Annotated in this window: 22 protein-coding genes; 19 read left to right on the top strand and 3 right to left on the bottom strand. The window is 69.2% G+C overall.

The window, feature by feature from the left end; genetic code table 11:
• Nucleotide 1: 1 nt before the first annotated feature.
• The 12 genes from H5T77_RS06345 (at nt 2) to H5T77_RS06400 (ending at nt 12,662) form a co-directional block, all read left to right on the top strand.
• Nucleotides 2–1,336, top strand: coding sequence for a M1 family metallopeptidase (locus H5T77_RS06345; RefSeq protein ID WP_292646520.1), 1,335 nt, complete (start codon nt 2–4; stop codon nt 1,334–1,336).
• An 89-nt stretch (nt 1,337–1,425) separates the two neighbouring features.
• On the top strand, nt 1,426–1,947 hold the full coding sequence (locus tag H5T77_RS06350) for a GNAT family N-acetyltransferase (protein ID WP_292646522.1): 522 nt from the start codon (nt 1,426–1,428) through the stop codon (nt 1,945–1,947).
• A 206-nt stretch (nt 1,948–2,153) separates the two neighbouring features.
• Nucleotides 2,154–3,788, top strand: a complete 1,635-nt coding sequence (gene groL / locus H5T77_RS06355) for a chaperonin GroEL (protein ID WP_292646525.1) — start codon at nt 2,154–2,156, stop codon at nt 3,786–3,788.
• A gap of 212 nt (nt 3,789–4,000) precedes the next feature.
• Nucleotides 4,001–4,393 (top strand): hypothetical protein, encoded by a 393-nt coding sequence (locus H5T77_RS06360; RefSeq protein WP_292646528.1) that lies wholly within the window; start codon nt 4,001–4,003, stop codon nt 4,391–4,393.
• Complete coding sequence (locus H5T77_RS06365) at nt 4,393–5,646, top strand: hypothetical protein (protein WP_292646531.1); 1,254 nt, start codon at nt 4,393–4,395, stop codon at nt 5,644–5,646. Before H5T77_RS06360 ends, H5T77_RS06365 begins: the two co-directional genes overlap by 1 nt.
• A 3-nt stretch (nt 5,647–5,649) precedes the next feature.
• Nucleotides 5,650–6,858, top strand: coding sequence for a DUF4132 domain-containing protein (locus H5T77_RS06370; RefSeq protein WP_292646534.1), 1,209 nt, complete (start codon nt 5,650–5,652; stop codon nt 6,856–6,858).
• Between the two features lie 86 nt (nt 6,859–6,944).
• Nucleotides 6,945–7,976, top strand: a complete 1,032-nt coding sequence (locus H5T77_RS06375) for an alpha/beta hydrolase family protein (RefSeq protein WP_292646536.1) — start codon at nt 6,945–6,947, stop codon at nt 7,974–7,976.
• Nucleotides 7,977–8,251: 275 nt separating this feature from the next.
• Nucleotides 8,252–8,827 carry a hypothetical protein gene (locus H5T77_RS06380; RefSeq protein ID WP_292646539.1) on the top strand — a complete coding sequence of 192 codons (576 nt, stop codon included), beginning with the start codon at nt 8,252–8,254 and terminating at the stop codon, nt 8,825–8,827.
• A gap of 7 nt (nt 8,828–8,834) precedes the next feature.
• On the top strand, nt 8,835–9,365 hold the full coding sequence (locus H5T77_RS06385) for a nucleotidyltransferase family protein (protein WP_292646541.1): 531 nt from the start codon (nt 8,835–8,837) through the stop codon (nt 9,363–9,365).
• A 123-nt stretch (nt 9,366–9,488) separates the two neighbouring features.
• Nucleotides 9,489–10,370 (top strand): AAA family ATPase, encoded by an 882-nt coding sequence (locus H5T77_RS06390; RefSeq protein ID WP_292646542.1) that lies wholly within the window; start codon nt 9,489–9,491, stop codon nt 10,368–10,370.
• A 134-nt stretch (nt 10,371–10,504) separates the two neighbouring features.
• Entirely contained in the window at nt 10,505–11,548 is a 1,044-nt protein-coding gene (locus H5T77_RS06395; protein WP_292646545.1) for a vWA domain-containing protein, read from the top strand.
• Nucleotides 11,541–12,662, top strand: coding sequence for an XdhC family protein (locus H5T77_RS06400; protein WP_292646548.1), 1,122 nt, complete (start codon nt 11,541–11,543; stop codon nt 12,660–12,662). The genes H5T77_RS06395 and H5T77_RS06400 overlap by 8 nt, the downstream gene beginning before the upstream one ends.
• Nucleotides 12,663–12,890: 228 nt before the next feature.
• Here the strand turns inward: H5T77_RS06400 and H5T77_RS06405 are convergent, their stop codons facing one another.
• The gene (locus H5T77_RS06405; protein WP_292646551.1) at nt 12,891–13,349 is read right to left on the bottom strand and encodes a GNAT family N-acetyltransferase; all 459 of its coding nucleotides are present in this window, start codon (nt 13,347–13,349) and stop codon (nt 12,891–12,893) included.
• 112 nt (nt 13,350–13,461) lie between these two features.
• On the opposite strand from H5T77_RS06405, the gene H5T77_RS06410 reads away from it, so the two are divergent.
• The 7 genes from H5T77_RS06410 (at nt 13,462) to H5T77_RS06440 (ending at nt 22,074) form a co-directional block, all read left to right on the top strand.
• Entirely contained in the window at nt 13,462–14,688 is a 1,227-nt protein-coding gene (locus tag H5T77_RS06410; protein ID WP_292646554.1) for a helix-turn-helix domain-containing protein, read from the top strand.
• A gap of 102 nt (nt 14,689–14,790) precedes the next feature.
• A complete protein-coding gene (locus H5T77_RS06415) occupies nt 14,791–15,270 on the top strand; it encodes a (2Fe-2S)-binding protein (protein WP_292646557.1) in 480 nt (159 codons plus the stop codon).
• Nucleotides 15,267–17,744 (top strand): xanthine dehydrogenase family protein molybdopterin-binding subunit, encoded by a 2,478-nt coding sequence (locus H5T77_RS06420; protein ID WP_292646561.1) that lies wholly within the window; start codon nt 15,267–15,269, stop codon nt 17,742–17,744. The genes H5T77_RS06415 and H5T77_RS06420 overlap by 4 nt, the downstream gene beginning before the upstream one ends.
• Complete coding sequence (locus H5T77_RS06425) at nt 17,741–18,595, top strand: FAD binding domain-containing protein (RefSeq protein ID WP_292646565.1); 855 nt, start codon at nt 17,741–17,743, stop codon at nt 18,593–18,595. Before H5T77_RS06420 ends, H5T77_RS06425 begins: the two co-directional genes overlap by 4 nt.
• A 3-nt stretch (nt 18,596–18,598) precedes the next feature.
• Entirely contained in the window at nt 18,599–19,321 is a 723-nt protein-coding gene (locus H5T77_RS06430; protein ID WP_292646568.1) for an SRPBCC family protein, read from the top strand.
• Nucleotides 19,322–19,444: 123 nt separating this feature from the next.
• On the top strand, nt 19,445–20,941 hold the full coding sequence (locus H5T77_RS06435; protein ID WP_292646571.1) for a flavin-containing monooxygenase: 1,497 nt from the start codon (nt 19,445–19,447) through the stop codon (nt 20,939–20,941).
• 164 nt (nt 20,942–21,105) lie between these two features.
• The gene (locus tag H5T77_RS06440) at nt 21,106–22,074 is read left to right on the top strand and encodes an AraC family transcriptional regulator (protein WP_292646574.1); all 969 of its coding nucleotides are present in this window, start codon (nt 21,106–21,108) and stop codon (nt 22,072–22,074) included.
• A gap of 13 nt (nt 22,075–22,087) precedes the next feature.
• On the opposite strand, the gene H5T77_RS06445 is transcribed toward H5T77_RS06440, so the two are convergent.
• A complete protein-coding gene (locus tag H5T77_RS06445) occupies nt 22,088–22,819 on the bottom strand; it encodes a hypothetical protein (RefSeq protein ID WP_292646577.1) in 732 nt (243 codons plus the stop codon).
• Complete coding sequence (locus H5T77_RS06450) at nt 22,816–23,718, bottom strand: VWA domain-containing protein (protein WP_292646580.1); 903 nt, start codon at nt 23,716–23,718, stop codon at nt 22,816–22,818. Before H5T77_RS06450 ends, H5T77_RS06445 begins: the two co-directional genes overlap by 4 nt.
• Nucleotides 23,719–23,729 lie beyond the last annotated feature (11 nt).

Below are 23,729 nucleotides of genomic sequence, written 5' to 3' on the forward strand. Positions count from 1 at the left end.
CATGACCGCCGTGCCGAACCTCCCCACAGCCGATCCCTACCTTCCCGGTCACGGGGACCTGTCGTGGAGCGCGACCCACTACGACCTCGAGCTCACCTACGACCTGGTCGGCAACCGGCTCGCCGGCACGGCCACGATCCGCGCGGTCGCCGTCGAGGACATCAGCCGCGTCGTCCTCGATCTCGCCCACCTGCGTGTGCAGAAGGTCGCGGTCGACGGCCGTACGCCGGCCAAGTGGGCCCACAACGACCACCGGCTGGTGCTGAACCTCCGCTCGCGGATCGCGGCCGGCGAGGAGTTCGTGGTCACGGTCAGATACTCCGGCAAGCCCCGTCCGGTCGTGCTCTCCCATCACGGCGACGCCGGCTGGGAGGAGCTCGTCGACGGCGTCATCGTCGCAGGTCAGCCGCATGGTGCGCCGACCTGGTTCCCCTGCAACGACCGGCCCTCCGACAAGGCCCGCTACGCGATCAGCGTGACCACCGCGCCCGGTTACGCGGTCGTCTCCAACGGCGAGCTGACCTCCCGCGTACGCCGCGGCAGCGGGGAGACGTGGCGCTACTGGCAGGCCGAGCCGATGGCGACCTATCTCGCCACGGTGCAGATCGGGCGCTACCGCGTCGTCGACATGGCGCCGGCGGAGGGGCCGGGCGGCCAGGTGCCGATCCGGGCTGCGTACCCGGTCGACGCCACCGCCGAGTTCGACGCCTCCTTCGGGCGGCAGCGGGAGATGTTGGCGTACTTCGTCTCGATCTTCGGGCCCTACCCGTTCGCCTCCTACTCCGTCGTGGTCACCGACGACGAGCTCGAGATCCCGCTCGAGTCGCAGTCGCTGTCGACCTTCGGGCGCAACCACCTCACCGGCGAGTGGGCGGAGGTACGCCTCGTGGCCCATGAGCTCGCCCACCAGTGGTTCGGCAACGCGGTGACCCTGCGCGAATGGCGCGACATCTGGCTGCACGAGGGCTTCGCCTGCTACAGCGAGTGGCTGTGGTCCGACGCGTCCGGAGGGCGCGCGTGCGGCGAGCACGCCCGGCATCACCACCGCCGGCTGGCCGGGCTACCGCAGGACCTGGTGCTCGCCGACCCCGGTCCGGAGGACATGTTCGACGACCGCGTCTACAAGCGTGGAGCCGTCACCCTGCACGCGCTGCGGCGTACGGTCGGCGACGAGCCGTTCTTCCGGCTCCTGCGTACCTGGGTGTCCCAGCACAGCGGCGGCTCGGTCACCACCGCCGACTTCGAGGCCCACGCGGCCGAGGTCTGCGGCCGCGACCTCACCCCGCTCTTCGACGCCTGGCTACGGCAGCCGGCCCTGCCGGACCTGCCCGCCTGAACACGGTCACCCCGCTGGTCGACACGCTCGGCCGCAGGCGGCCTCGCGGCTCGACCAGCGGGCGGCTGGCTCCGGCTACCCTCGGCGACGTGCTTGAACTGACCTTCCGTGACGCGAACCTCTCCGACGTGGACCCCCTGGTCGAGCTGATCGAGTCGGCATACCGCGGCGACGCCTCCCGGGCCGGGTGGACCACCGAGGCCGACCTGCTCGCCGGCCAGCGCACCGATCCCGATGGCGTACGCGAGGTGATCACCGCGCCGGGATCCCGCCTCCTCGTCGCCGAGCGTCCGGGCGAGATCGTCGCCTGCTGCCAGCTGCAGAAGCGCGAGGCGTACGTCTACTTCGGCATGTTCTCCGTCGCGCCGCAGCTCCAGGGTGCCGGTGTCGGCAAGGCCGTCATCGCCGAGGCCGAGCAGATCGCGCGCGAATGGGGCGCGGAGGAGATCCGGATGACTGTGATCCGCCAGCGCGAGGACCTGATCGCGTTCTACGAGCGGCGGGGATTCCGGCGTACGGGGCGGTTCGAGCCGTTCCCCTACGGCGACGAGCGCTTCGGCCTCCCGCTGCGTGACGATCTGGAGTTCGCCGAGCTTGCGAAACGACTCTGATCGGGGCCCATTTTCTTGCACTCTCTGGGGTCGAGTGCTAAACATGAGGCTGGCACTCTTACCATGAGAGTGACAACAAACCGGACCGGTGACGTTGAGGCGTCGCGAGCGGCAGGGAAGGGTTCTGCCGGAAGTGGCGTCGTCCGTCGCGGGCAACCCATCGGACCGGATCCAACGAACTTCCCAAGTGAAGGATCGCAGGAGCAATGCCGAAGCTCATCGCTTTCAACGAGGAGGCCCGTCGGGGTCTGGAGAAGGGTCTCAACACCCTCGCCGACGCCGTCAAGGTCACCCTCGGTCCCAAGGGCCGCAACGTAGTGCTCGAGAAGAAGTGGGGTGCCCCCACGATCACCAACGATGGTGTTTCCATCGCCAAGGAGATCGAGCTCGAGGACCCCTACGAGAAGATCGGTGCCGAGCTGGTCAAGGAGGTCGCGAAGAAGACCGACGACGTCGCCGGTGACGGCACGACGACCGCGACCGTTCTCGCCCAGGCGCTCGTCCGCGAGGGCCTGCGCAACGTCGCCGCCGGTGCCAACCCGGCCGGCCTGAAGCGCGGCATCGAGGCGGCGGTCGACGCCGTCACCGAGCAGCTGCTCGCCCAGGCCAAGGACATCGAGACCAAGGAGCAGATTGCTGCTACCGCCTCGATCTCCGCTGCTGACTCCACCGTCGGCGAGATCATCGCCGAGGCGATGGACAAGGTCGGCAAGGAAGGTGTCATCACCGTCGAGGAGTCGAACACCTTCGGGCTCGACCTCGAGCTGACCGAGGGTATGCGCTTCGACAAGGGCTACATCTCGGCCTACTTCGTGACCGACCCGGAGCGTATGGAGACCGTCCTCGACGACCCGTACATCCTGATCGTCAACTCGAAGATCTCCAGCGTCAAGGACCTGATCCCGGTCCTGGAGAAGGTCATGCAGACCGGCAAGCCGCTGGTCATCCTGGCCGAGGACGTCGACGGCGAGGCTCTCTCGACGCTGGTCGTCAACAAGATCAAGGGCACCTTCAAGTCCGTCGCCGTCAAGGCTCCGGGCTTCGGTGACCGTCGCAAGGCCATGCTGCAGGACATCGCCATCCTCACCGGTGGCCAGGTCATCTCCGAGGAGGTCGGCCTCTCCCTGGAGACCGCCGGCATCGAGCTGCTCGGCCAGGCCCGCAAGGTCGTCATCACCAAGGACGAGACCACCATCGTCGAGGGTTCGGGCGACCAGGGTCAGATCGAGGGTCGGGTCAACCAGATCCGCGCCGAGATCGAGAAGTCGGACTCCGACTACGACCGCGAGAAGCTCCAGGAGCGCCTCGCCAAGCTGGCCGGCGGCGTGGCCGTCATCAAGGTCGGCGCGGCCACCGAGGTCGAGCTCAAGGAGCGCAAGCACCGCATCGAGGACGCCGTTCGCAACGCGAAGGCTGCTGTCGAGGAGGGCATCCTCGCCGGCGGTGGCGTCGCGCTGATCCAGGCTGCCGCCGTCGCGTTCGAGAAGCTCGAGCTCGAGGGCGACGAGGCCACCGGTGCCTCGATCGTCAAGGCCGCCATCTCGGCACCGCTGAAGCAGATCGCCATCAACGCCGGCCTCGAGGGCGGCGTCGTGGCGGAGAAGGTCGCCGGCCTCCCGCAGGGCCACGGCCTCAACGCTGCCACGGGCGAGTACGTCGACCTGCTGGCCGCGGGCATCATCGACCCGGCCAAGGTGACCCGCTCGGCGCTGCAGAACGCCGCGTCGATCGCCGCGCTGTTCCTCACCACCGAGGCCGTCGTGGCCGACAAGCCGGAGAAGGCCGCCGCTGGTGGCGACCCGACCGGTGGCATGGGCGACATGGGCGGCATGGGCTTCTGAGGCGCAAGCCGAAGAAGCAATCAGCACAGCTGAGCCCGTCCCGCTAGCTCACAAAAGAGGGCCCCTCCTTCGGGAGGGGCCCTCTTTCTCGTCTATCTGTGGATAGTCCGGGACGTTCCTGTCCGTTACTGGCTGGTAGAGGGACAAAAACGTCCCGGACTACCTGCTCGGTTGATCCTCCTTGTCGGTGGTGGGTGGCAGGATCCGCCGGCATGACAGTCGAGGTGACGGTGCGGGATGAGACCACCGCAGGAGACGTACTGCAGGAACTGGCACTGCAGCTCGAGGCGGAGCAGGTGACGGTGCGCGAGCTGATCATCAGCCGGGTGGCATCGGAGGTTCGGGCGTACAACGCAGGACAGGTGCTCGGGGGTTTCCGCGGCTTGGTTCAGCCGCCCGAAGCAGAGCTGGCGCTCAACGGTCCGCGAGAGCCACGCATGGTCGACGCGGAGATCCAGGCGAAGGTCGCCGTCGAGGCGTTCGAACGAGGCCGATTCCTGCTGCTCGTCGACGACCGTCAGGTCACCGAGTTCGATGAACGGGTTGTTCTGCGCACTGGGTCGGCGGTGTCCTTCCTCAAGCTCACCCCGTTGGTGGGTGGCTGATGACACCGATCGCTCAGTCCGTCACCGAGGATGCCGCGGGCCAAGTGGTCGAGGCGCTCATCGCCGAGACGGCACAGCGGGCCAGTGGGCCGGCCATCCCGGCAGGGCTTCGCGCGTCGAGCGTCTGGGCAGACCTGCAGAAGTCGCCGGACAGCGTTCGTGCGGCCGTGGTGATCTGTGCTTTGCGCCGCATGGGTGAGCTGAACCAAACCGGGAGTTCCTGGTCACGGGGCAGCAACGTCGCATCGGGCATCGTGACGGGGATGCTGCGTCGGCAGATCGCGTTGAGTCCCGGTGACAGGGTCGATCTGATTGCTTCGCTGCTGGGCGGCAGCGAAGCCGAGCCGACCCATGGCGCGCCCTGGACCTACCACGTCGAGCATCTCGTCAAGCCGGTCCTCAGGGCGCTGGAACGCGGCGGCGACGTCGATCGGATTCCTGAGGAGAAGAAGCTCCTCCGGGTGCTGCGCGAGGCGCTCCGCCAACCGTGGATGGATGCTGAGCGGAAGCGTTGGATCCATCAGATCGACCAGTTGCTCAGTGACTCCGATGAGCCGTTGATCCCCGCAGGGCCTTGGGCGGCCGCGATGCAGCAGGGGATCGCGTCCCAACCTCCGACGGTTGCGGCCGCGGGGTCGGCGGCGATCGGTGTCGCCGCGTCGTCCGCTGGGGCCAAGCCGACCGCGGTGTTCACCAAGAAGGTCGATGGCCTGATCGACGCCCACGACGCGGAAGATCTACGTACGGCCGTGGTGATGCTGCTCGAGGTGTCTGTGCTCCCGGTCTCGGCAGCCCGTGGACAGGTCGACGGCATCACAGGTGATGTGCTGCGCCGCCTGTGCTGGATCGCGGCGTCGCTGCCAGCCGACACCCGCTTGGCCACTGCGGTGGGAGGTTGGCTCATAGCCGGGTGGGCGAAGGTTCCGGGGTTCGGCCCGGTGAGCCAGCGGGTGGCAACCGGCGCCGCTTGGGCCTTGGCTCGCCTCGGAGATCTGGGTGCCGGGGAACTAGGACGGGCTCGGGCTGTGCTCAAGCAGCCGCAGGCCGTCAGGTCGGTCGATGCGGCGATCGACGAGGCTGCGGAACGGCTCGGGATCCCTCGAGAGGAGTTCGAGGAGCGGGTGGTGCCGACGTACGGCTTGGACGTCGGAGCGCGGAGGGAGTTGGCTCTCGGAGAGCACACGGCGGTCCTGGCGTACACCGCCGGCAAGGTTGGCATCACGATCGTGGCGGCGGACGGGAAAACCCGGTAGACAGTGCCAGCCGCGGTGAAGCGCGACTTCGCCGAGGAGCTCAAGGCGCTCAAGGTACAGGCGAAGGATGTCGTGGCGATGGTGGCCGCGCAGCGGATGCGGCTCGAACGGCTACTGCTCGATGACCGGGAATGGGACGCCGCCGTCTGGCGGGAGCGCTACGTCGACCATCTGCTGGTCTCCGTTCTCGCGCGCAACCTGATCTGGCAGGTGGACAACGGGGCGTCGCTCACGGCCGTCGTCGCGTTCGATGGCGAGCTGCGCGACATCGACGGTGAGCTTGTCGAGGTCGCCGCGACGGATCGCATCCGGCTGTGGCACCCGGCGACCGTGCCGACCGAGGAGGTCGGCGCCTGGCGTCGACGGGTCGAAGATCTGGGCGTCGTGCAACCGTTCAAGCAGGCACATCGCGAGGTCTACCTGCTGACGGCGGCCGAGGAACGTACGGACCTCTACTCCAACCGCTTCGCCGGACACATCATCAGGCAGCACCAGTTCGCGGCGCTTGCTCGCGGGCGTGGTTGGCGCTATCGCCTGCAAGGCGCGTTCGACGCACCGGACGAGCAAGCACATATCCAGCTGCCGCAATACGGGCTGCGCGCCAGCTTGTGGGTCGACCGGCCCTGGGGTGCGGACGACGACTGGAACGACACCGGCATCTTCAACCATGTGCTCACCGACCAGGTCAGATTCACCACTGATCGCGATGCGGTGCATCTGCGAGATGTGCCGGTGCGGGTCCTCAGCGAGGTGCTGAGGGACGTCGACCTCTTTGTCGGGGTCGCCTCGATCGGCAGCGACCCTGCGGGGCAGGACAACGGTGGCGCGCGTCGCGACGCCTGGGGCGACTACTGGAGCTCGTACTCCTTCGGCGAGCTCGGTGCGGCTGCTGAGGTACGCAAGGATCTGCTCTCCCGCCTGCTGCCCAGGCTGGCGATCGCGGATGTGACGCGGATCGAGGACCGGTTCCTGGTGGTGGAGGGGCGGCTACGGCGCTATCGCATTCATCTGGGGTCGGGCAACATCCTGATGGCGCCCAACGACCAGTACCTGTGCATCGTGCCGGGCCGGGGTGAGAAGGGCGCCGATGGTGTGATGCTGCCGTTCGAAGGCGACCAGCTGCTCAGCGTCATCCTCTCCAAGGCGATGCTGCTGGCGAGCGACGACAAGATCACAGACACGACGATCACCTCCCAGATCGTCCGACCGTGACCACAAGGTCGAAGATCGCAGCCACCTGATGACTGTGATCTTCGACCTTGGTGCTCCGCTCACGGGTGCGGGTTACTCTCGACGGCATGAGTCCGAAGGCGATGTCGGCGCTGGCGATCTCAGCTGTGCTGCTCGCTGGATGCGGCGGTGAGCCGGCCACTGCGCCGTCGTCTCCCGGAACGACACCGTCGGCCTCGGCGAGCCCGGCCACACCCTCTCCGTCCCCGTCCGAGACGCTGCCGCCGGTGACCGACGAGGTCTCGCTCCCGCAGCTGATGCGCGAGGAGTTCCCGGGCGGTGAGGTGAAGGTGCTGCGGGAGTCGGGGAGCACGGACGCGTATCGGCGCTTCGAGGTCAGCCATCCGAGCGGCCCGCTCACGATCACCGGCGTGCTCTTTCGGCCGCGCGGGGCGGGGCCGTTCCCCGGCGTGGTCTTCGCGCACGGCCACATCGACACTGACATCTACGTCACCGGCCAGGGCCTTCGGCGCGAGCAGGACCGGCTGGCGCGGGAGGGCTACGTCGTCCTGCACACCGACTACCGCGGCCACGCCGGGTCATCCTCCATCCCGGAGGGCACCGAGGAGGACGAGAGCCGGCTCGGCTACACCCGGGACACCATCAACGCGGTCCAGGCGATGAAGAGACTCCCGTACGTCGACCCCGACCGCACCGCCCTGCTCGGCCGCTCCATGGGCGGGGGAGTGGTGATGAACGCGCTCGTCGCCCAGCCGGACCTGGTGCGGGCCGGCGTGACGTACGCATCGGTCTCCTCCGACATCGTCGACAACATCAACCGGTGGGCGGTTCCGTCGCGGCCCGAGGAGGTTGCCCGGCTCTACCGGCAGCACGGCGATCCCGAGCAGCAGCCCGAGTTCTGGGAAGGGCTGTCGGCCCGGACGTACTTCGACCGCATCGAGGTCCCGGTGCAGATGCACCACGGGACCGATGACGAGTCCTGCCCGATCAGATGGGCCTACACGACCCGGGACCTGATGGAGGCCGCGGGAGTACGTCAGCGCCTCTGGGTCTACCAAGGTGAGCAGCACGCCTTCGGGCCGCAGTGGGACCTCTCGATCCGGCGCGTCATCGGGTTCCTCGATCGCCATCTGGCATGACCTGACCAGGCGATGAGGAGGGGCCCAGCGGTCCCACTTTTTTGGGGACTTTCGACACTGTCTCGACAACAGCTCGGTAACGCAACATTGGTGCTCCACACACAGTGGCCGACTGCGGGGAAGCGTCTGGATCTGGGGGGCTTTGAAGCCCAAGGGAGTATCCGGGTGAAGTTCTGCAGCGGCGGGCGGGGTCAGGGTTCATCAAAGCCGGGGCCCCGCCTGCGTGTGTCAACCTGGTCCCTGAATGGCACCCAGGGATGAGGCATGATGTGGTCATGAGCGACGATGTCGGGCCGAACACCGGGATGGAGCAGCCGCGGTCGCCGTGGCGCTGGGTGGCGGCGGTCGGAGCTGCCGCGGTCGTGCTCGTCGCCATCGTCGCCTCGTTCGGGCTCCTGGGCTCCGACGACACCGCCGACGATCCCGCTGCCGCGCCGCCGTCGCCGACCGCGACGGTCACCGAGACCGCGCCGGTCCCGTCGGCATCGGCTTCTTCCGGAGGTGCCGGGGCGACCGAGCTGACCGTCGTCGCGGACGCCGCCCGCTGCCTCCCGCCGACCTCGAAGTGGCTCTCGCAGAACGCCGCGCTGGCCTTCGAGGGCACCGTGAAGAGCATGAAGAAGGATGAAGCCGTCCTGCGGGTCAAGACGTGGATGTACGCCGATGGTGTCGGTGGCACCGACACCGTCCGGATCATCCTGCCGGCGCCGAGCACGATCCCGATGCCCGAGTTCGAGAAGGGCAAGGACTACCTGGTCGCGGCCAAGGGCGATGGCAAGGTCATCGGCTGCGGCTACAGCGACGCCAAGAGCGCTAATCTGCAGAAGCTGTACACCACCGCGTTCAAGTGACGGCCAGATGATCGCGGGGCTGCTGCTCGCCGCCGGCGCCGGGCGGCGGATGGGTGGGCCCAAGGCACTCGTCGACGACTGGCTGGTCCGCTCGATCGAGGTGTTGCGCGACGGCGGCTGCGACGAGGTGCTCGTCGTGCTCGGGGCCGCCGCGGACGAGGCGCGAGCACGGCTCCCGGAGGGACAGCAGGTCGTCGTCGCCGCAAACTGGGACGAGGGGATGGGAGCATCGCTTCGGGTCGGTCTGGAGACGCTCGGGCCGGACGTGGAGGCTGCCGTGGTTCACCTGGTCGACCTGCCGGATGTCGGTGCCGATGTGGTCTCACGAGTGGTCTCGACGGGCACTACCACCGGGTTGGCGCGCGCGGCGTACTCGGGCGTCCCTGGCCACCCGGTGCTGATCGGCCGCGACCATTGGTCCAGGGTCATCGAAGCCGCGGTCGGCGACGAAGGGGCCCGCCGCTACCTGAGGTCCCACGACGTACGCCTGGTGGAGTGCGGCGACCTGGCTGGCGGGCGGGACGTCGACAGTCGGTGACGGGCGATGCCGGGGTAGTCCGGTAGCGACCTGCCTATTACTCGCCGGTAAATGGGCAGTTCGCTACCGGACTACCCCGCCGCCCAACCACCAACCAACGACACGCGCTCTACGCTGAGGACCATGGAGTCGCTGACGCCCGAGATGATCGCCGACCGGCTGGCGGCGACGGGCTATCTGGCCGATCCGGAGCTGGCGACGGTGACCTTCCTCGCGCTGCGGATGCAGCGGCCGCTGCTGCTCGAGGGCGAGCCCGGCACCGGCAAGACCGCGCTCGCCGAGGCGGTCGCCGAGGCGCTGGACCTGCCGCTGGTGCGGCTGCAGTGCTATGAGGGGATCGATGCCACCCAGGCGCTCTACGACTGGGACTTCGCCCGCCAGATCCTGCATCTGCGCGCGCTCGAGGCGACAGGTGGCACGGCCGAGGTCGAGGAGGCCGAGAAGTCCCTCTATGACGAGCGGTTCCTGCTCGCCCGGCCCGTGCTGGCCGCGCTGCGACAGGCGCCGTCGGTGCTGCTCGTCGACGAGATCGACCGGGCCGACGACGAGTTCGAGGCGTTCCTGCTGGAGGTGCTGTCGACCTATCGGGTGACGATCCCGGAGTTCGGGACGATCGCCGCTGTGGTCCCGCCGATCGTCGTGCTCACCTCCAACCGCACCCGCGAGCTCCACGACGCCCTCAAGCGCCGCTGCCTCTACCACTGGATCGACCACCCGGGGCTGGAGCGCGAGATCGAGATCGTACGCAGCCGAGCCCCCGAGGTCGCCGACGAGCTCGCCCGCCAGGTGGTCACGGTGGTCCAGCAGCTGCGCAGCGCAGAGGGCGCGAGCGCGCTGCTCAAGCCTCCCGGAGTCGCCGAGACGCTCGACTGGGCGCGCGCCCTGCACCACCTCGGCTCGACCGAGATGGACCTGGAGAGCGCCGCGGCCACGCTCGGAGCGCTCGTGAAGCACCGCGAGGATGCCGATCGCGTCCGGGTCGCCCTGGACCGGCTGCTGGCATGAGCGACTTCTCAGGCAATAGCTGCACTTCTCAGGCATTCCAACGCCAGAGAAGTGCAGCGATACCCGGTGAACCGGGTATTCCGACCGCGATCCTGCTCGGCTTCACCCGAGCACTCCGAGCAGCAGGGGTCTCGGTGACCCAGGACCGCGCCCACGGGTTCCTGCAGGCGACGGCGATCGTCGGCGCCGGCGACCCGGTCGCGACCTACCGAGCGGGAAGGGCCACGTTGTGCGCCGGCCCGGACGACCTGCGCCGCTACGACCAGGTCTTCGAGGCCTGGTTCGGGTCGACGACGACGCTGCCGAAGCCGCAGGGGCCGCCGCGTACGGTCTCGGTCTTCTCCACCCTTCCCGAGACCGAGCCGCAGGCGGGGGAGGAGGCTGCCGAGGGCCCCGACGAGGTCGTCCGGGCGCGCGCCAGCGATCTGGAGACCCTGCGTCACCGGGACGTCGCCGACCTCGACCCGGCCGAGCAGGAGCGGGTGGCCGCGCTGATCGCGCGCCTCCGGCCGCGAGCCCCGCGACGACGGACCCCGAGGCAGGACCCCTGGCGGCGCGGGCGGGTCGACGCCCACCGCACCCTGCGGGCCAGCCTGCGACACCTCGGTGAGCCGGCCGGGATCCACTACCGCAGGCGCGGCGAGCGGCCGCGCCGCGTCGTGTGGCTGATCGACGTGTCCGGGTCGATGAGCGCCTATGCGGACGTCTTGCTGCGAGTCGCCCACCGGGTGGTCTCGACGAGCTCGACCACGAGGGGCGGCGCGGTGTTCACGATGGGGACCCGGCTCACCAACGTCACTCGCGCGCTGCGCCACCGCGATCCCGACCGAGCACTCGCCGCGGCAGGCGAGACGGTGCCCGACTGGTCGGGCGGGACCCGCCTCGGTGACAACCTGCAGGCGTTCCTGCAGCGACACCAGGGGCTGGCCAGAGGCGCCGTGGTGGTCATCGCGAGCGACGGCTGGGAGCGCGGCGACCCGACCCTCCTCGAGGAGCAGACGGCGAGGCTGCATCGTCTCGCTCATCGGGTGGTGTGGGCCAACCCACACCGTGGCAAGGTTGGATATGAACCGCTGCAGCGAGGCATCGTCGCGGTGCTGCCGCACGTGGATGACTTCGTCGCCGGGCATTCGCTGGCGACGTACGAGGAGTTGGTGGAGGTGATCGCCCGTGCGTGACGTGCTCGAAGATCTGATGAAGTGGTGGGAGTCCGGCGAGACCGTGGCGGTCGCCACCGTGGTGGCGACGTTCCAGTCCGCACCCAGGCCGCCGGGAGCCTCGATGCTCGTCGGCCCCGACGAGACCGCGGTCGGCTCGGTCTCCGGCGGATGCGTCGAGGGCGCCGTCTACGAGGTCGCCCGCGAGGTCGCCGGGTCCGGGGTCCCGGAGCTCAACCGCTACGGCGTCTCCGACGACGACGCCTTCTCCGTCGGTCTGACCTGCGGTGGCATCCTCGACGTCTTCGTCGAGAAGGTGTCGAGGGAGACGTTCCCCGAGCTCGGCGAGCTCGCCGAGGACGTACGCAGCGGCAGCCCGGTCGCGCTCGCGACCGTCATCGAGCATCCCGACCCCGAGATCCTCGGGCGCCGCGTCCTCATCCGCCCAGAGGGGGTCAAGGGGTCGCTCGGCAGCGCGCGGATGGACGACGCCGTCCACGACGACGCGCTCGGGCTCCTGGCTCAGGGCACCAATCAGACCCTGTCCTACGGCATCGACGGCGAGCGCCGCGGCGAGGGCATGCGGGTCTTCGTCTGGTCCTTCGCGCCCAAGCCCCGGATGCTGGTCTTCGGCGCGATCGACTTCGCCGCCGCCGTCGCCCGCGTCGGTGCGTTCCTCGGCTATCACGTCACCGTCTGCGACGCCCGCCCGGTCTTCGCGACCAACTCCCGCTTCCCCGAGGCCGACGAGGTCGTCGTCGACTGGCCCCACCGCTTCCTCAACCAGGAGGTCGAGGCCGGCCGCATCGACCAGCGCACCGTGATCGCCGTCCTCACCCACGACCCGAAGTTCGACGTACCTCTCCTCGAGGTCGCCCTCCGCCTCCCCGACATCGCCTACGTCGGTGCGATGGGCTCGCGTCGCACCCACGACGACCGCCTCGCCCGTCTGATCGACGCCGGCCTCACCGACGAGGAGATCGCCCGTCTGAGCAGCCCCATCGGTCTCGACCTCGGCGCCCGTACGCCGGAGGAGACCGCCATCTCGATCGCCGCCGAGATCATCGCCGGCCGCTGGGGCGGCAGTGGCGAGCGTCTGGCCATCACCGCCGGACGGATCCACGAAGAGCGTTAGACGGACACAGCAGACGTTCCTGATCTCCTGCGCCTGGGCGCTGGGCGCGATCGGCCTCCGCCAGATCCAGCTGTCGCAGAGCACCTCGGTGGCGGTCGTGGCACTGGTCTGCGCCGGCATCCTGGTCCTCGCCATGCTCTTCCACGGGATCGCTCGGGGACTGTCGTACGACGAACCGCAGCGAGGCGTTCCGGTCTGACCGTCAGCACCCCAGGCTGAGAAGGAGCTCTACAGCTCCTTCTCGTAGTAGAGCGCCCGCGGCCCGGAGCCGCGGCCCTCGTGGTTGTCGAAGCCGAACTTCTCGTACAGCGCGCGGGCCGAGGTGTCGTCCTCGCTGGTCCCCAGGTCCATGTACGTCACACCGCGGGCCTTCGCCTCGTCGATGATCGCCTGCAGCAGGATGGTGCCGAGTCCCTGCCCGCGGCGGTCGGGCACGACGTAGAGCTCGGCGAGGTAGGCCTCGAGCTCATCGGCCGTGGACCGCAGTCGGAAGCGGGTGATGCCGTGGCCCACCGCCGGGTCGCCGATCAGCATCACGGTCGTGTCCCCGTTCTCGACCAGCCGGCTCAGGTGCCGGGCGAGCTCCTCGGTGGGCGGGGCGGGGTCGCCGTACTCGGTGTTGAAGTCGACCTGCAGCCTGGCCGCGGTCTCGAAGTCGGCCTTGGTCGTGGCCGTGCGCGTCTCCATGCACTCACTGTGCCATCGCCGAGCTGGTACCACCGAGGGGATCGTGAGGCACGTCACAGGGTGCTACCTTGGCAGGACCCAGTCTCGAGGGCCGAGCTCCGAAGGGGGAGTGATGGTTCGTAGCGATCTGCAGGAGCGCCGCATCAGCGCGGCGCGGGCGTGGACCGCCTTCGTGGAGAGCGGCGATGCCGCCGAGGACTTCGTCAGGCCGGAGATCCTGTCGAGCTGGACGCGCTCGGCGACGGCCATCAGACCCGACGTGCGCGAGGCGCCGCTGGCCGACGAGGACGAGACCCGGGAGATGTGGCGCGACTCCCCGCTCCAGGTGGCCGTCGAGCGTGTCGAGCAGGAGCTGCGGTGCACCGCCGACGACGGTGATCTCGTCATCGCGATCACCGACCCGGACACCCGGGTCCTGTGGACGTACGGCGGCCGGGTGATGCGCCACAAGGCCGAGTCGGTGAACTTCGTGCCCGGAGGGCGATGGGACGACCGGTCGGCCGGCACCAACGCGCTCGACCTCGCCAACCGCACCGAAGCCCCGGCGATGGTCTTCGGCCCCGAGCACTACGCCGAGGCCGTGCACAACTGGGTCTGCTGGGCGGCGCCGCTGCACGACCCGGTCACCGGCAAGCACCTCGGCGTCCTCGACCTCTCCACCACCTGGGACCGCACCCACCCGATCGGCCTGGCCACCGCGCGGGTGATGGCGCGCCTGATCGAGGGAGCGCTGCCGAAGCTGCCGACCCAGCGAGGTGGCGACGAGGCGATCGAGCAGCCCGGCCTGGTGCTCACGCTGCTCGGCACCGCGGAGACCTGGCTCGACGGGAAGCGGCTGCTGCTCAACCGCCGCCAGACCGAGATCCTCGCGCTGCTCGCGCTCCACCCCGAGGGCCTCTCGCTCGAGCGGCTGCACGCGATGGTCTACGGCGACCAGGCGGTCACCTTCTCGACGCTCAAGGCCGAGGTCTCCCACCTGCGCCACGCGCTGGGTGGCCAGGTCGCCTCCCGCCCCTACCGCCTGCTGATGCCGGTCGTGACCGACGTCGAGCAGGTCCTTGCCCTGGTCCGGCACGGCCGGGTGGCCGCTGCCGTCGAGGCGTACGGCGGTGATCTCCTGCCCGGCACCAACAGCCCGGCGCTGGCCGAGATGGCCGACTACGTCGCGGTCGCGCTGCGCGAGGCGCTGATCGCCGACCCGCAGCCCGACGCGGTGCTGAGCTACAGCGAGCTGGCTCCGTACGACACCGAGGTCGTCGACGTCTGTCTGCGCCGCGTGGGTGGGAGCGCCCACCCGGCGTTGCCGCTGCTCAGGGCGCGGTTGGCGGCCAGTCGATAGCCAGCCAACCGGAGCCCAACCCTGCGCGTCCTACTGTGATCTGGCCCACACGGTTTCGACTGGAACTTCGACTAGAACAGTGACGTCTGGCAGGGAGACAACATGGCCCGGATCAGCATGCGCGTCGACGGTATGAAGGTCACCGACGACATCGAACCGCGGACGCTGCTCGTGCAGTATCTGCGCGAAGGACTCGGCAAGACCGGCACGGTGATCGGTTGCGACACCAGCAACTGCGGCGCCTGTACGGTCCATCTCGACGGCGACTCGGTGAAGTCGTGCAACGTGCTCGCGGTGCAGGCCGACGGGTGCGAGGTGACCACGATCGAGGGCCTCGCCGACACGGTCGAGACCGACCTCCACCCGATGCAAGAAGCGTTCCGCGAGTGTCATGGCCTGCAGTGCGGCTTCTGTACGCCGGGCATGATCATGCAGACGGTCGACCTGCTCAAGCGCAACCCTCAGCCGACCGAGGACGAGATCCGTGAGGGCATCGAGGGCAACCTCTGCCGCTGCACCGGCTACCACAACATCGTCCGCGCGGTGCAGCAGGCCGCCGGCACGGAGGTGAACGCGCTGTGACCGCCGTAGACGCTCGTCCGGAGCAGACCAACGAGATCGGTCGCGACCGGCGCCGCAAGGAGGACGCGCGCCTGATCACCGGTCGGACCCGCTGGACCGACAACATCAACCTGCCGGGGATGCTGCACCTGGCGATGGTGCGCAGTCCCTTCGCCCACGCCCGGATCACCGGCATCGACACCAGCGCCGCGGAGGAGTCCGTGGGTGTGGTGACCGTGCTGGCCGCCAAGGACTTCGACGAGAGCCTCGGCGTCTGCATCAACGCCTGGCCGATCACGCCCGACCAGAAGACGCCGGCCCACCCGCCGATCGCCTCCGACCGGGTCACCTTCGCCGGTGAGATCGTCGCTGTCGTGGCCGCCCGGTCCGCGGCCGCCGCGCGGGACGCCGCCGAGATGGTCGAGGTCGACTACGAGGAGCTTCCCGCGGTCGTCTCCCTCGAGGAGGCGGTCAAGGACGAGGTGCTCGCGCACCCCGACCTCGGCACCAACAAGTCCGCGCTGTGGGTCTTCGACAGCGCCCAGGCCGGCACAGGTGGCAACGTCGAGGAGGCGATCGCCTCCGCGAAGAGCGACGGCATCGTCATCGAGCGCACCTACCGCCAGCAGCGCCTGATCCCGGCGTTCATGGAGCCCCGCAGCGTGGTGTGCGACCCGACCGGGGAGCAGATCACGGTGTGGAGCGCGACCCAGATCCCGCACATCCTGCGGTTCGCGTTCGCCGCGACGACCGGGGTGCCCGAGTCGAAGATCCGGGTGATCGCGCCCGACGTCGGCGGCGGCTTCGGCGGCAAGCTCCAGCAGACGCCGGAGGAGATGATCGTCTTCGCGATCGCCCGTCGGCTCGGCAAGCCGGTGAAGTACACCGAGACCCGCTCGGAGTCTCTCCTCGCCGCTCACCATGGCCGCGACCAGATCCAGAAGCTGACCCTCTCGGCCACCAAGGACGGTCAGGTCACCGGCCTCAAGGTCGAGCTCGACGCCAACCTGGGGGCCTACGTCGCCATCGTCGGCGGCGGTGTCCCGGTGCTCGGCGCCTTCATGTTCAACGCGATCTACAAGTTCCCGGCCTATCAGTTCAACTGCCAGACGGTGTTCACCAACACCACGTGGACCGACGCCTACCGCGGCGCGGGACGGCCGGAGGCGACGTACGCCATCGAGCGGCTGATGGACGAGCTGGCCGCCGAGGTCGGGGTCGACCCGCTCGAGATCCGGGAGAAGAACTGGATCAAGCACGAGGAGTTCCCGTTCACCACCATCGCGGGCCTGACCTACGACTCCGGGAACTACGAGGCGGCGACCGCCAAGGCGAAGGAGATGTTCGGCTACGACGAGCTCCGTCGTGAGCAGGCCGAGCGCCGTGCCAACAACGACCCGGTCCAGCTCGGCATCGGCATCTCGACCTTCACCGAGATGTGTGGTCTGGCGCCGTCCAGGGTCCTCGGCAGCCTCGACTACGGCGCCGGCGGCTGGGAGCACGCCCAGGTGCGCCTGACGCCTACCGGCAAGGTCGAGGTCATCACCGGCGCCAGTGCTCACGGTCAGGGGCACGAGACCGCGTTCAGCCAGATCGTGGCAGACCGCCTCGGCGTGGCTTTCGAGGACGTCGAGGTGCTCCACGGGGACACCCAGATCGCGGCCAAGGGCTATGACACCTACGGGTCCAGGTCGCTGGTCGTGGGTGGCGAGGCGCTGGTGCGGGCGGCCGACAAGGTGCTCGAGAAGGCCAAGCCGATCGCGGCCCACCTGCTCGAGGCCAGCGTCGACGACATGGAGTTCACCGGCGGCAGGTGGACGGTGCGCGGCACCGACCAGGGCATGTCCATCGGCGAGCTGTCCACGGCGGTCTTCGCCGCGCACAACCTGCCCGACGGGGTCGAGGCCAACCTCGACTCCGAGGCCACCTTCGACCCGGAGAACTTCAACTTCCCGCACGGCACCCACCTGTGCGCGATGGAGGTCGATACCGAGACCGGGCAGGTGAAGATGCGGAAGTACGTCTGCTGCGACGACATCGGCAACATCATCAACCCGCTCATCGTCGCAGGTCAGGTGCACGGTGGACTGGTCCAGGGCATCGCCCAGGCGCTGTGGGAGGAGGCGGTCTACGACGACGCCGGCACGCTGGTGTCGGGCTCGTTCGTGGACTACCTGCTGCCGACCGCGGCCGACACGATCAGCTTCGAGATCGACCACACCACCTCACCTGCGACGACCAACACGCTCGGCACCAAGGGCGTCGGCGAGGCCGGCACGATCGCCTCCACCCCGGCGGTGGTCAACGCGGTCGTCGACGCGCTGCGTCCGCTGGGCGTGCACGACGTGACCATGCCCTGCACGCCGGAGCGGGTGTGGCGGGCGATCAACGAGGGCTCGGCCGGTGGCGAGACCACCGGTGCCGCCGCCGCACACTTCGATTCGTCGACGGGCATGTCCGGGAACGTCGACCGCACAGAAGGAGACGTCCAGTGATTCCCGCATCGTTCGACTACGTCGCCCCGACCACCGTCGAGGAGGCGCTGGCCGCGCTCGCGCAGTACGGCGACGAGGCCAAGGTGATCGCCGGTGGGCAGAGCCTGCTGCCCGTGCTGAGGATGCGCCTCAACGCCCCGGAGTGGGTCATCGACCTCGGTCGCATCGACTCGCTTCGCGGCGTACGAGACGAGGGTGACTCGATCCTCGTCGGCGCCATGACCCGCCACTGCGACGTCGCGACCGATCCTCTGGTCGCCGAGCATGCGGCCCTGGTCGCGCGTGCCACCGCGACGGTCGCCGACGAGCAGGTACGCCACCGCGGCACGTTCGGCGGCGCGCTCGCCCACGCCGACCCGGCGGGCGACCTCGGAGCTCCGGCGCTCGCCCTGGGCGCCGAGTTCGTCATCGCCGGGCCGGCAGGGGAGCGGGTGGTCCCGGGCACGGAGTTCTTCCAGGGCCTCTTCGAGACCGCCGTCTCCGAGGACGAGCTGCTCACCGGCGTACGCATCCCGAAGCACACCGGATGGACGGCCCACTACGAGAAGTTCGTCCGGGTGGCCCACCAGTGGCCGATCTGCGCGGTCGGCGCGACCCTCAAGGTCTCCGGCGGCGTGATCGAGGGGGCGGCGGTCGGGCTCACCAACATGGGGTCGACCCCGTTGCGTGCCACCGGCGTCGAGCAGGCGCTGGTCGGCCAGCAGGCGACCGAGGAGGTCGTACGCAGCGCCGCGGCCCTGGCCGCGGAGGGTGCTGACCCGCCCTCCGACCTCAACGGCGACGCCGACTACCGGCGTCATCTGGTCACGGTGCTCACCCGTCGGGCCATCATCCAGGCGCTCGGGGGCTGAGGCGTGGATCTGACGCACCAGTTCACGGTTCCGATCTCGGTCGAGGAGACCTGGGACAGCTTCTTGGACATCGGCTCGATGGCCGAGTGCTTCCCGGGAGCCCAGGTCACCTCGGTCGAGGGGGACACCTTCACCGGCACGGTGAAGGTGAAGCTCGGCCCGATCGCCATGGTCTACGCCGGCTCCGGCACCTTCGTCGAGAAGGACGAGGTCGCCCGGCGTCTGGTCGTCGAGGCGAAGGGGCGGGACAAGCGCGGCAACGGCACCGCCGGCGCCAACGCGACCCTGACGATGGCGGCGGAGGGCACCGGCACCAAGGTCGAGATCGTCACCGACCTGGCCGTCACCGGCAAGCCGGCCCAGTTCGGGCGCGGGGTCATGCAGGACGTCTCCGACAAGCTCCTCGGCCAGTTCGTCGCGTGCTTGGAGCAGAAGTCCGCCCCGGAGGTCGAGCCGCTGGTCGGGGCCACTCCGTTCAGACCCGCGAGCGAAGCGAGCGGTGTCGAGACCAACACAGTCCCATCGAGCGCGGGAGGGGGCCGTGTTGGTCTCGACACGGATTCGTTCGTACCTCACGAATCCGGCTCGACCAGCAGGGCGCCCGAGGCGCTCGACCTGGGAGCGACGGTCATGCCGGTGCTGGTCAAGAACTACGGCAAGAAGATCGCCGTCGGAGCCGTCGTGGTGGCCGCGGCGGTCATCGCCTACAAGCTGCTGCGCGGCTGAGACCGGCCGGGTGACGAACCCGTCGCGCAAACCGGATATCGGCCGCGCGACGCGGATAGCGGGCGCCCGGCGACCTCTCTAGCGTTTCCACTACGCAGCCCCACTGCGAGAGGAAACCCAAAAGTGAAGATCGCGGTCATCGGCGCCGGGTTCGCAGGCATCGCCTCGGCGAAGGTGCTCACTGAGCTCGGTCATGACGTCACCGTCTACGAGAAGGCGCCGGACATCGGCGGCGTCTGGAGCCGGACCCGTCGTTACCCAGGCCTGACGACGCAGAACAACAAGGACTCCTACACGCTCTCGGATCTGAGGATGCCGAAGGTGTTCCCCGAGTGGCTCAGTGGCGAGCAGGTCCAGTGCTACCTCGAGATGTATGTCGAGAAGTTCGAGCTCGCCTCGATGATCAGGCTCGACACCGAGGTGCGTAAGGCCCAGCCGGCTGGAGGGGGCGGCTGGGCCATTACCTCCGCACCCAGCTCCGCGGTGGGGACCGACGGCGAGACGACCGAGCACTACGACCACCTGATCGTGGCCAGCGGCGTCTTCTCGGAGCCGTTCGCCCCTGCGTACGACGGGGTCGACGAGCTCGAGGCCACCGGCGGCAGGATCCTCGCGGCGAGCGAGCTGCACGACCTGGAGACCGTCAGGGGCAAGGACGTCGTGATCGTCGGCTATGGGAAGTCAGCCTGTGACGTCGCCGTCGAGATCGCCAAGGAGGCGGCCTCGACCACCGTGGTCGCGCGCCAGCTGCTGTGGAAGATGCCCCGCAAGATCAAGGGCGTCCTCAACTACAAGATGCTGTTGCTGACCCGTCTGGGCGAGGGGCTGTTCCCCTACCAGAGCGTGCGCGGGCCGGAGAAGGTCCTGCACGCGGGCGGCTCGAAGATGGCGGGCTCGATGATCGGCAGCGTCGAGTCGGTCACCAGCGGCCAGCTCAAGCTGAAGAAGCTCGGGCTGCTCCCGAAGGGCCAGTTCACCGACATCGCCCGATCGACGGTCTCGCTGGCCACCGAGGGCTTCTTCGAGGGCGTCGAGGCCGGTGACATCACCGTCGAGCGCGACACCGAGATCGCCACGTTCGTGAGCAAGGACGGCAAGGCGTACGCCGAGCTGGCCAACGGCCGGGCACTGCCCGCCGACGTCGTGGTGACCGCGACCGGCTTCAAGCAGGAGCTGCCGTTCTTCCCTGCGGAGATCCAGGACCAGCTCACCGACGACAACGGCGACTACCAGCTCTACCGGCAGATCCTCCCGCTGACGGTGAAGGACCTGACCTTCGCGGGCTACAACTCATCGTTCTTCTCGCCGCTGTCGGCCGAGATGAGCGCCGTCTGGATCGGCTCCTACCTGGGCGGTGGCCACGAGGTCCCGCCGGCGGAGGAGATGGAGGCGCACGTGGCCTCGCGGGTCGCGTGGTTGCGGGAGCGCACCGACGGCCACCACGCTCGCGGCACCAACATCATCCCGTTCTCGATGCACAACATCGACGAGGTCCTCGACGACGTCGGTCTCGATGTCAGCAAGCGGACCAAGGCGGCGCAGTGGCTGCTGCCGATCGACCCGAAGGCGTACGCCTCCGTCACTCCCAGGCTCGTGGAGAAGCTGGCAGCGAGGAGCTAGTACGGCGAGATGCCGGTGTTCATGGGTGGGGACCGGCATCTCGTTAGCCCCTGGGCCAGGACCGGGGCCGGGACCTTAGACGGTGATTGCGCTGTGTCCGCGTGGACGCGGCGTCGGCTCCGCTACGCTCTTCGGTCAATCGAGCCACGCGCCAGGAGCCCCCATTGCCCCGTCCCCTGCTGGGCCGCCACACCGTCGTCGCCACCACCGACGTGGACCAGGCCAGAGAAGCCGTAGCCGAACGATTCTGCGCCCACTACCTGGCGCTGACCAAGGCCGGGTCCCACCTCGACATGGTGCACAACGCCGCGCCGCTGGGCGAGGACGTGATGCTGAACTACATGCGCTACGGCGACGAGGTACGCATCACCCCCGGCACCTTCGAGGACTTCTACCTGATCCAGCTCCCGCTGGCCGGCACCGCCAAGGTCAAGGTCGGTGAGCAGGTCGTCCTCGCCGACCGCACCCGCGCCTCGATCGGCTCCCCGACCGAGCCCGTCGACATGCTCTGGTCCGACGGCTGCGAGAAGCTGCAGGTCTACATCCGGCGCAGCGCCGTCGAGGAGGCGGCCGCGGGCATCGGCGGGTCCGGGCCGGTGGTCTTCGACCCCACGCTCGACCTGGGCCGTCCCGAGGTGCGCGACTGGATGAAGATGGTGCGGCTCGCCTACGACAACGTCGAGGCCGGTGGCACGCTGATGAGCTCACCGCTGGTCGCCGCCCCCTACGAGCAGGCGCTCATCGGCGGGCTGCTCACCGTGCAGCCCAACACGTCTCTGGAGGTCGCTTCCGCGACCGCCTCACCCAGCGTCTCCCGGGCCGTACGCATGGCCGTGGACCTTCTCGAGGCCCACCCGGAGCGCCCCTGGAAGGTGGCCGACCTCGCGCAGCGGGTCGGCGTCTCCACCCGCACGCTGCAGGAGGCGTTCCAGCGCGACCTCGGCACCACCCCGCTGGAGTACTGGCGGCGTACGCGGCTGGATCGGGCCCACTCCGACCTGCTCGCTGCGGACGCGCGAGCGACCTCGGTCACCGAGGTCGCCGCCCAGTGGGGTTTCTTCCACCTCGGCCGGTTCTCCCAGGCGTACCGGGCGCAGTTCCAGGAGCTTCCGTCGCAGACGCTCATGCGTTAGCGGCGGTCCAGCCTCACCACTGGGGCTCGTCGCTGAACCCGCCGTAGTCGTCGAGATCTTCGTCGTCGCGCCGGTACTCCTCGCCGGCGCCGTTGCGCTGGTCGAGCTTGTCCTCCTTCTCGTCCTCCTTCTGCGGCTGCTCGGGCTGCTCGTCCTGTTCGTTGGGCCTGATCGGGATCTTCGGGACCAGCTTCTCCTTCAGGCGCTCCTCCACGGACACGCCCTGCTGGGACTGCTCGGGACCCTGGCCTGCGTCGGTCGGGCAGTCGCCCTCCCGCAGCGTCGTCAGCGCCGCCTCGTAGGCGGCCTTCGCCCCGGGCTGGTCGCCGGTGTCCCGGGCGCGGTCGCCGATCGCCTCCTGGGTCAGCGACATGTTGATACGGACGGTGCACTCGTGGTCCTCGGGCACCCGCTCCAGCGCGTCGCCGTAGTAGGCGATCGCGCGGGCGTTCTCGCCGAGCAGGAAGGCCGCGTTGCCGGCGTCGAAGTGGGCGATCCACGGCTGCAGGAAGTTGAGGTCGCGGTTGGCCGAGTAGTGCTCCATCGCGGTCGCGGCGTCACGCGCGTCCCAGGCGTCGCGACCGCCTCGGTCGTGGTGGCCCATCAGCATCACCTTCGCCAGGAAGGCGAGCCCGAGCACCACGGGCAGGATCCCGGCCAGGAGAAGCGCGCGCCGCACCTGCTCGCGAGGGGTGCGCAGCGGTGGCCGCGCGGCCGAGTCGACCGGTGTCTCAGTGAGGGTCACGAAAGCACCTCCTCGGCCTCGTGTCCGCGACGACGGTGGCCCCACAGCTCCCACAGCAACAGTGCCAGCAGGGGGAAGCCGAAGATCCAGGCCCGCGAGACCTCGCCGCCGGCGGAGGTCTTCTCGGTGAGCATCTCGGAGTCCCAGGTGGAGGCCTCGGTGGCGATCTCCGCGGTCTCCTTCGTCGTCCGGTGAAGCGTCTGAAGACCCATCTGACCTGCGATCTCGCGCAGGTTCGCCAGGTCGATCCGGGAGCGGGCGTCCTGGCCCTCGCCGTCCTTGAGATAGCCGTCCTGGGGGCGCTCGTCGTCCCAGGGCATCCGGCCGCCCTCCTCGGTGCCGTAGCCGAGCACCATGCCGCCGGCGGAGAGGTCATCGACCTCGCTGAACGACTGCTGTTCCACGCCCGTGCGGGTGTTCTCGCCGTCGGAGGCGAACACCACGATCCGGCGCCGCTCGGGGAAGCGCTCCTGGTCGCGCTCCAGCGTCTCGACGAGCTCGTCGAGCGGAGCATCCACCATCGACCCGGACCCGTCGAAGGCCCGCTCGGCGTAGAGCCCGTCGACCCAGGCGTCGAAGGCGGTGGTGTCGTAGGTGAAGGGCATCTCGGTGCGCACGACCTCGCCCCCGAAGGTGATCGCTCCGAAGCGCACCGAGGGCAGCGCCGCCGAGAGCGCTTTGAGGTCCTTCTTGAGCTGCGTCATCCGGGTCTCCCCGCCGGGGCCGTCCTCGGCGACCATCGACCGCGTCCGGTCGACCACGACGATGACGTCGAGATCGGCCGTACGCATCTCCGCCGGTGCTGCGCCCCAGCTCGGTCGCACCAGGACGACGATGGTGAACAGGACGATCAGCAAGCGGCGTACGAGGGTGAGGATCTGCAAGCTCCGCGCGCTCATCGGCCCACCTC

It is taken from the genome of Nocardioides sp., assembly GCF_014360585.1.
In the GTDB taxonomy this organism is placed as follows: Bacteria; Actinomycetota; Actinomycetes; order Propionibacteriales; family Nocardioidaceae; genus Nocardioides.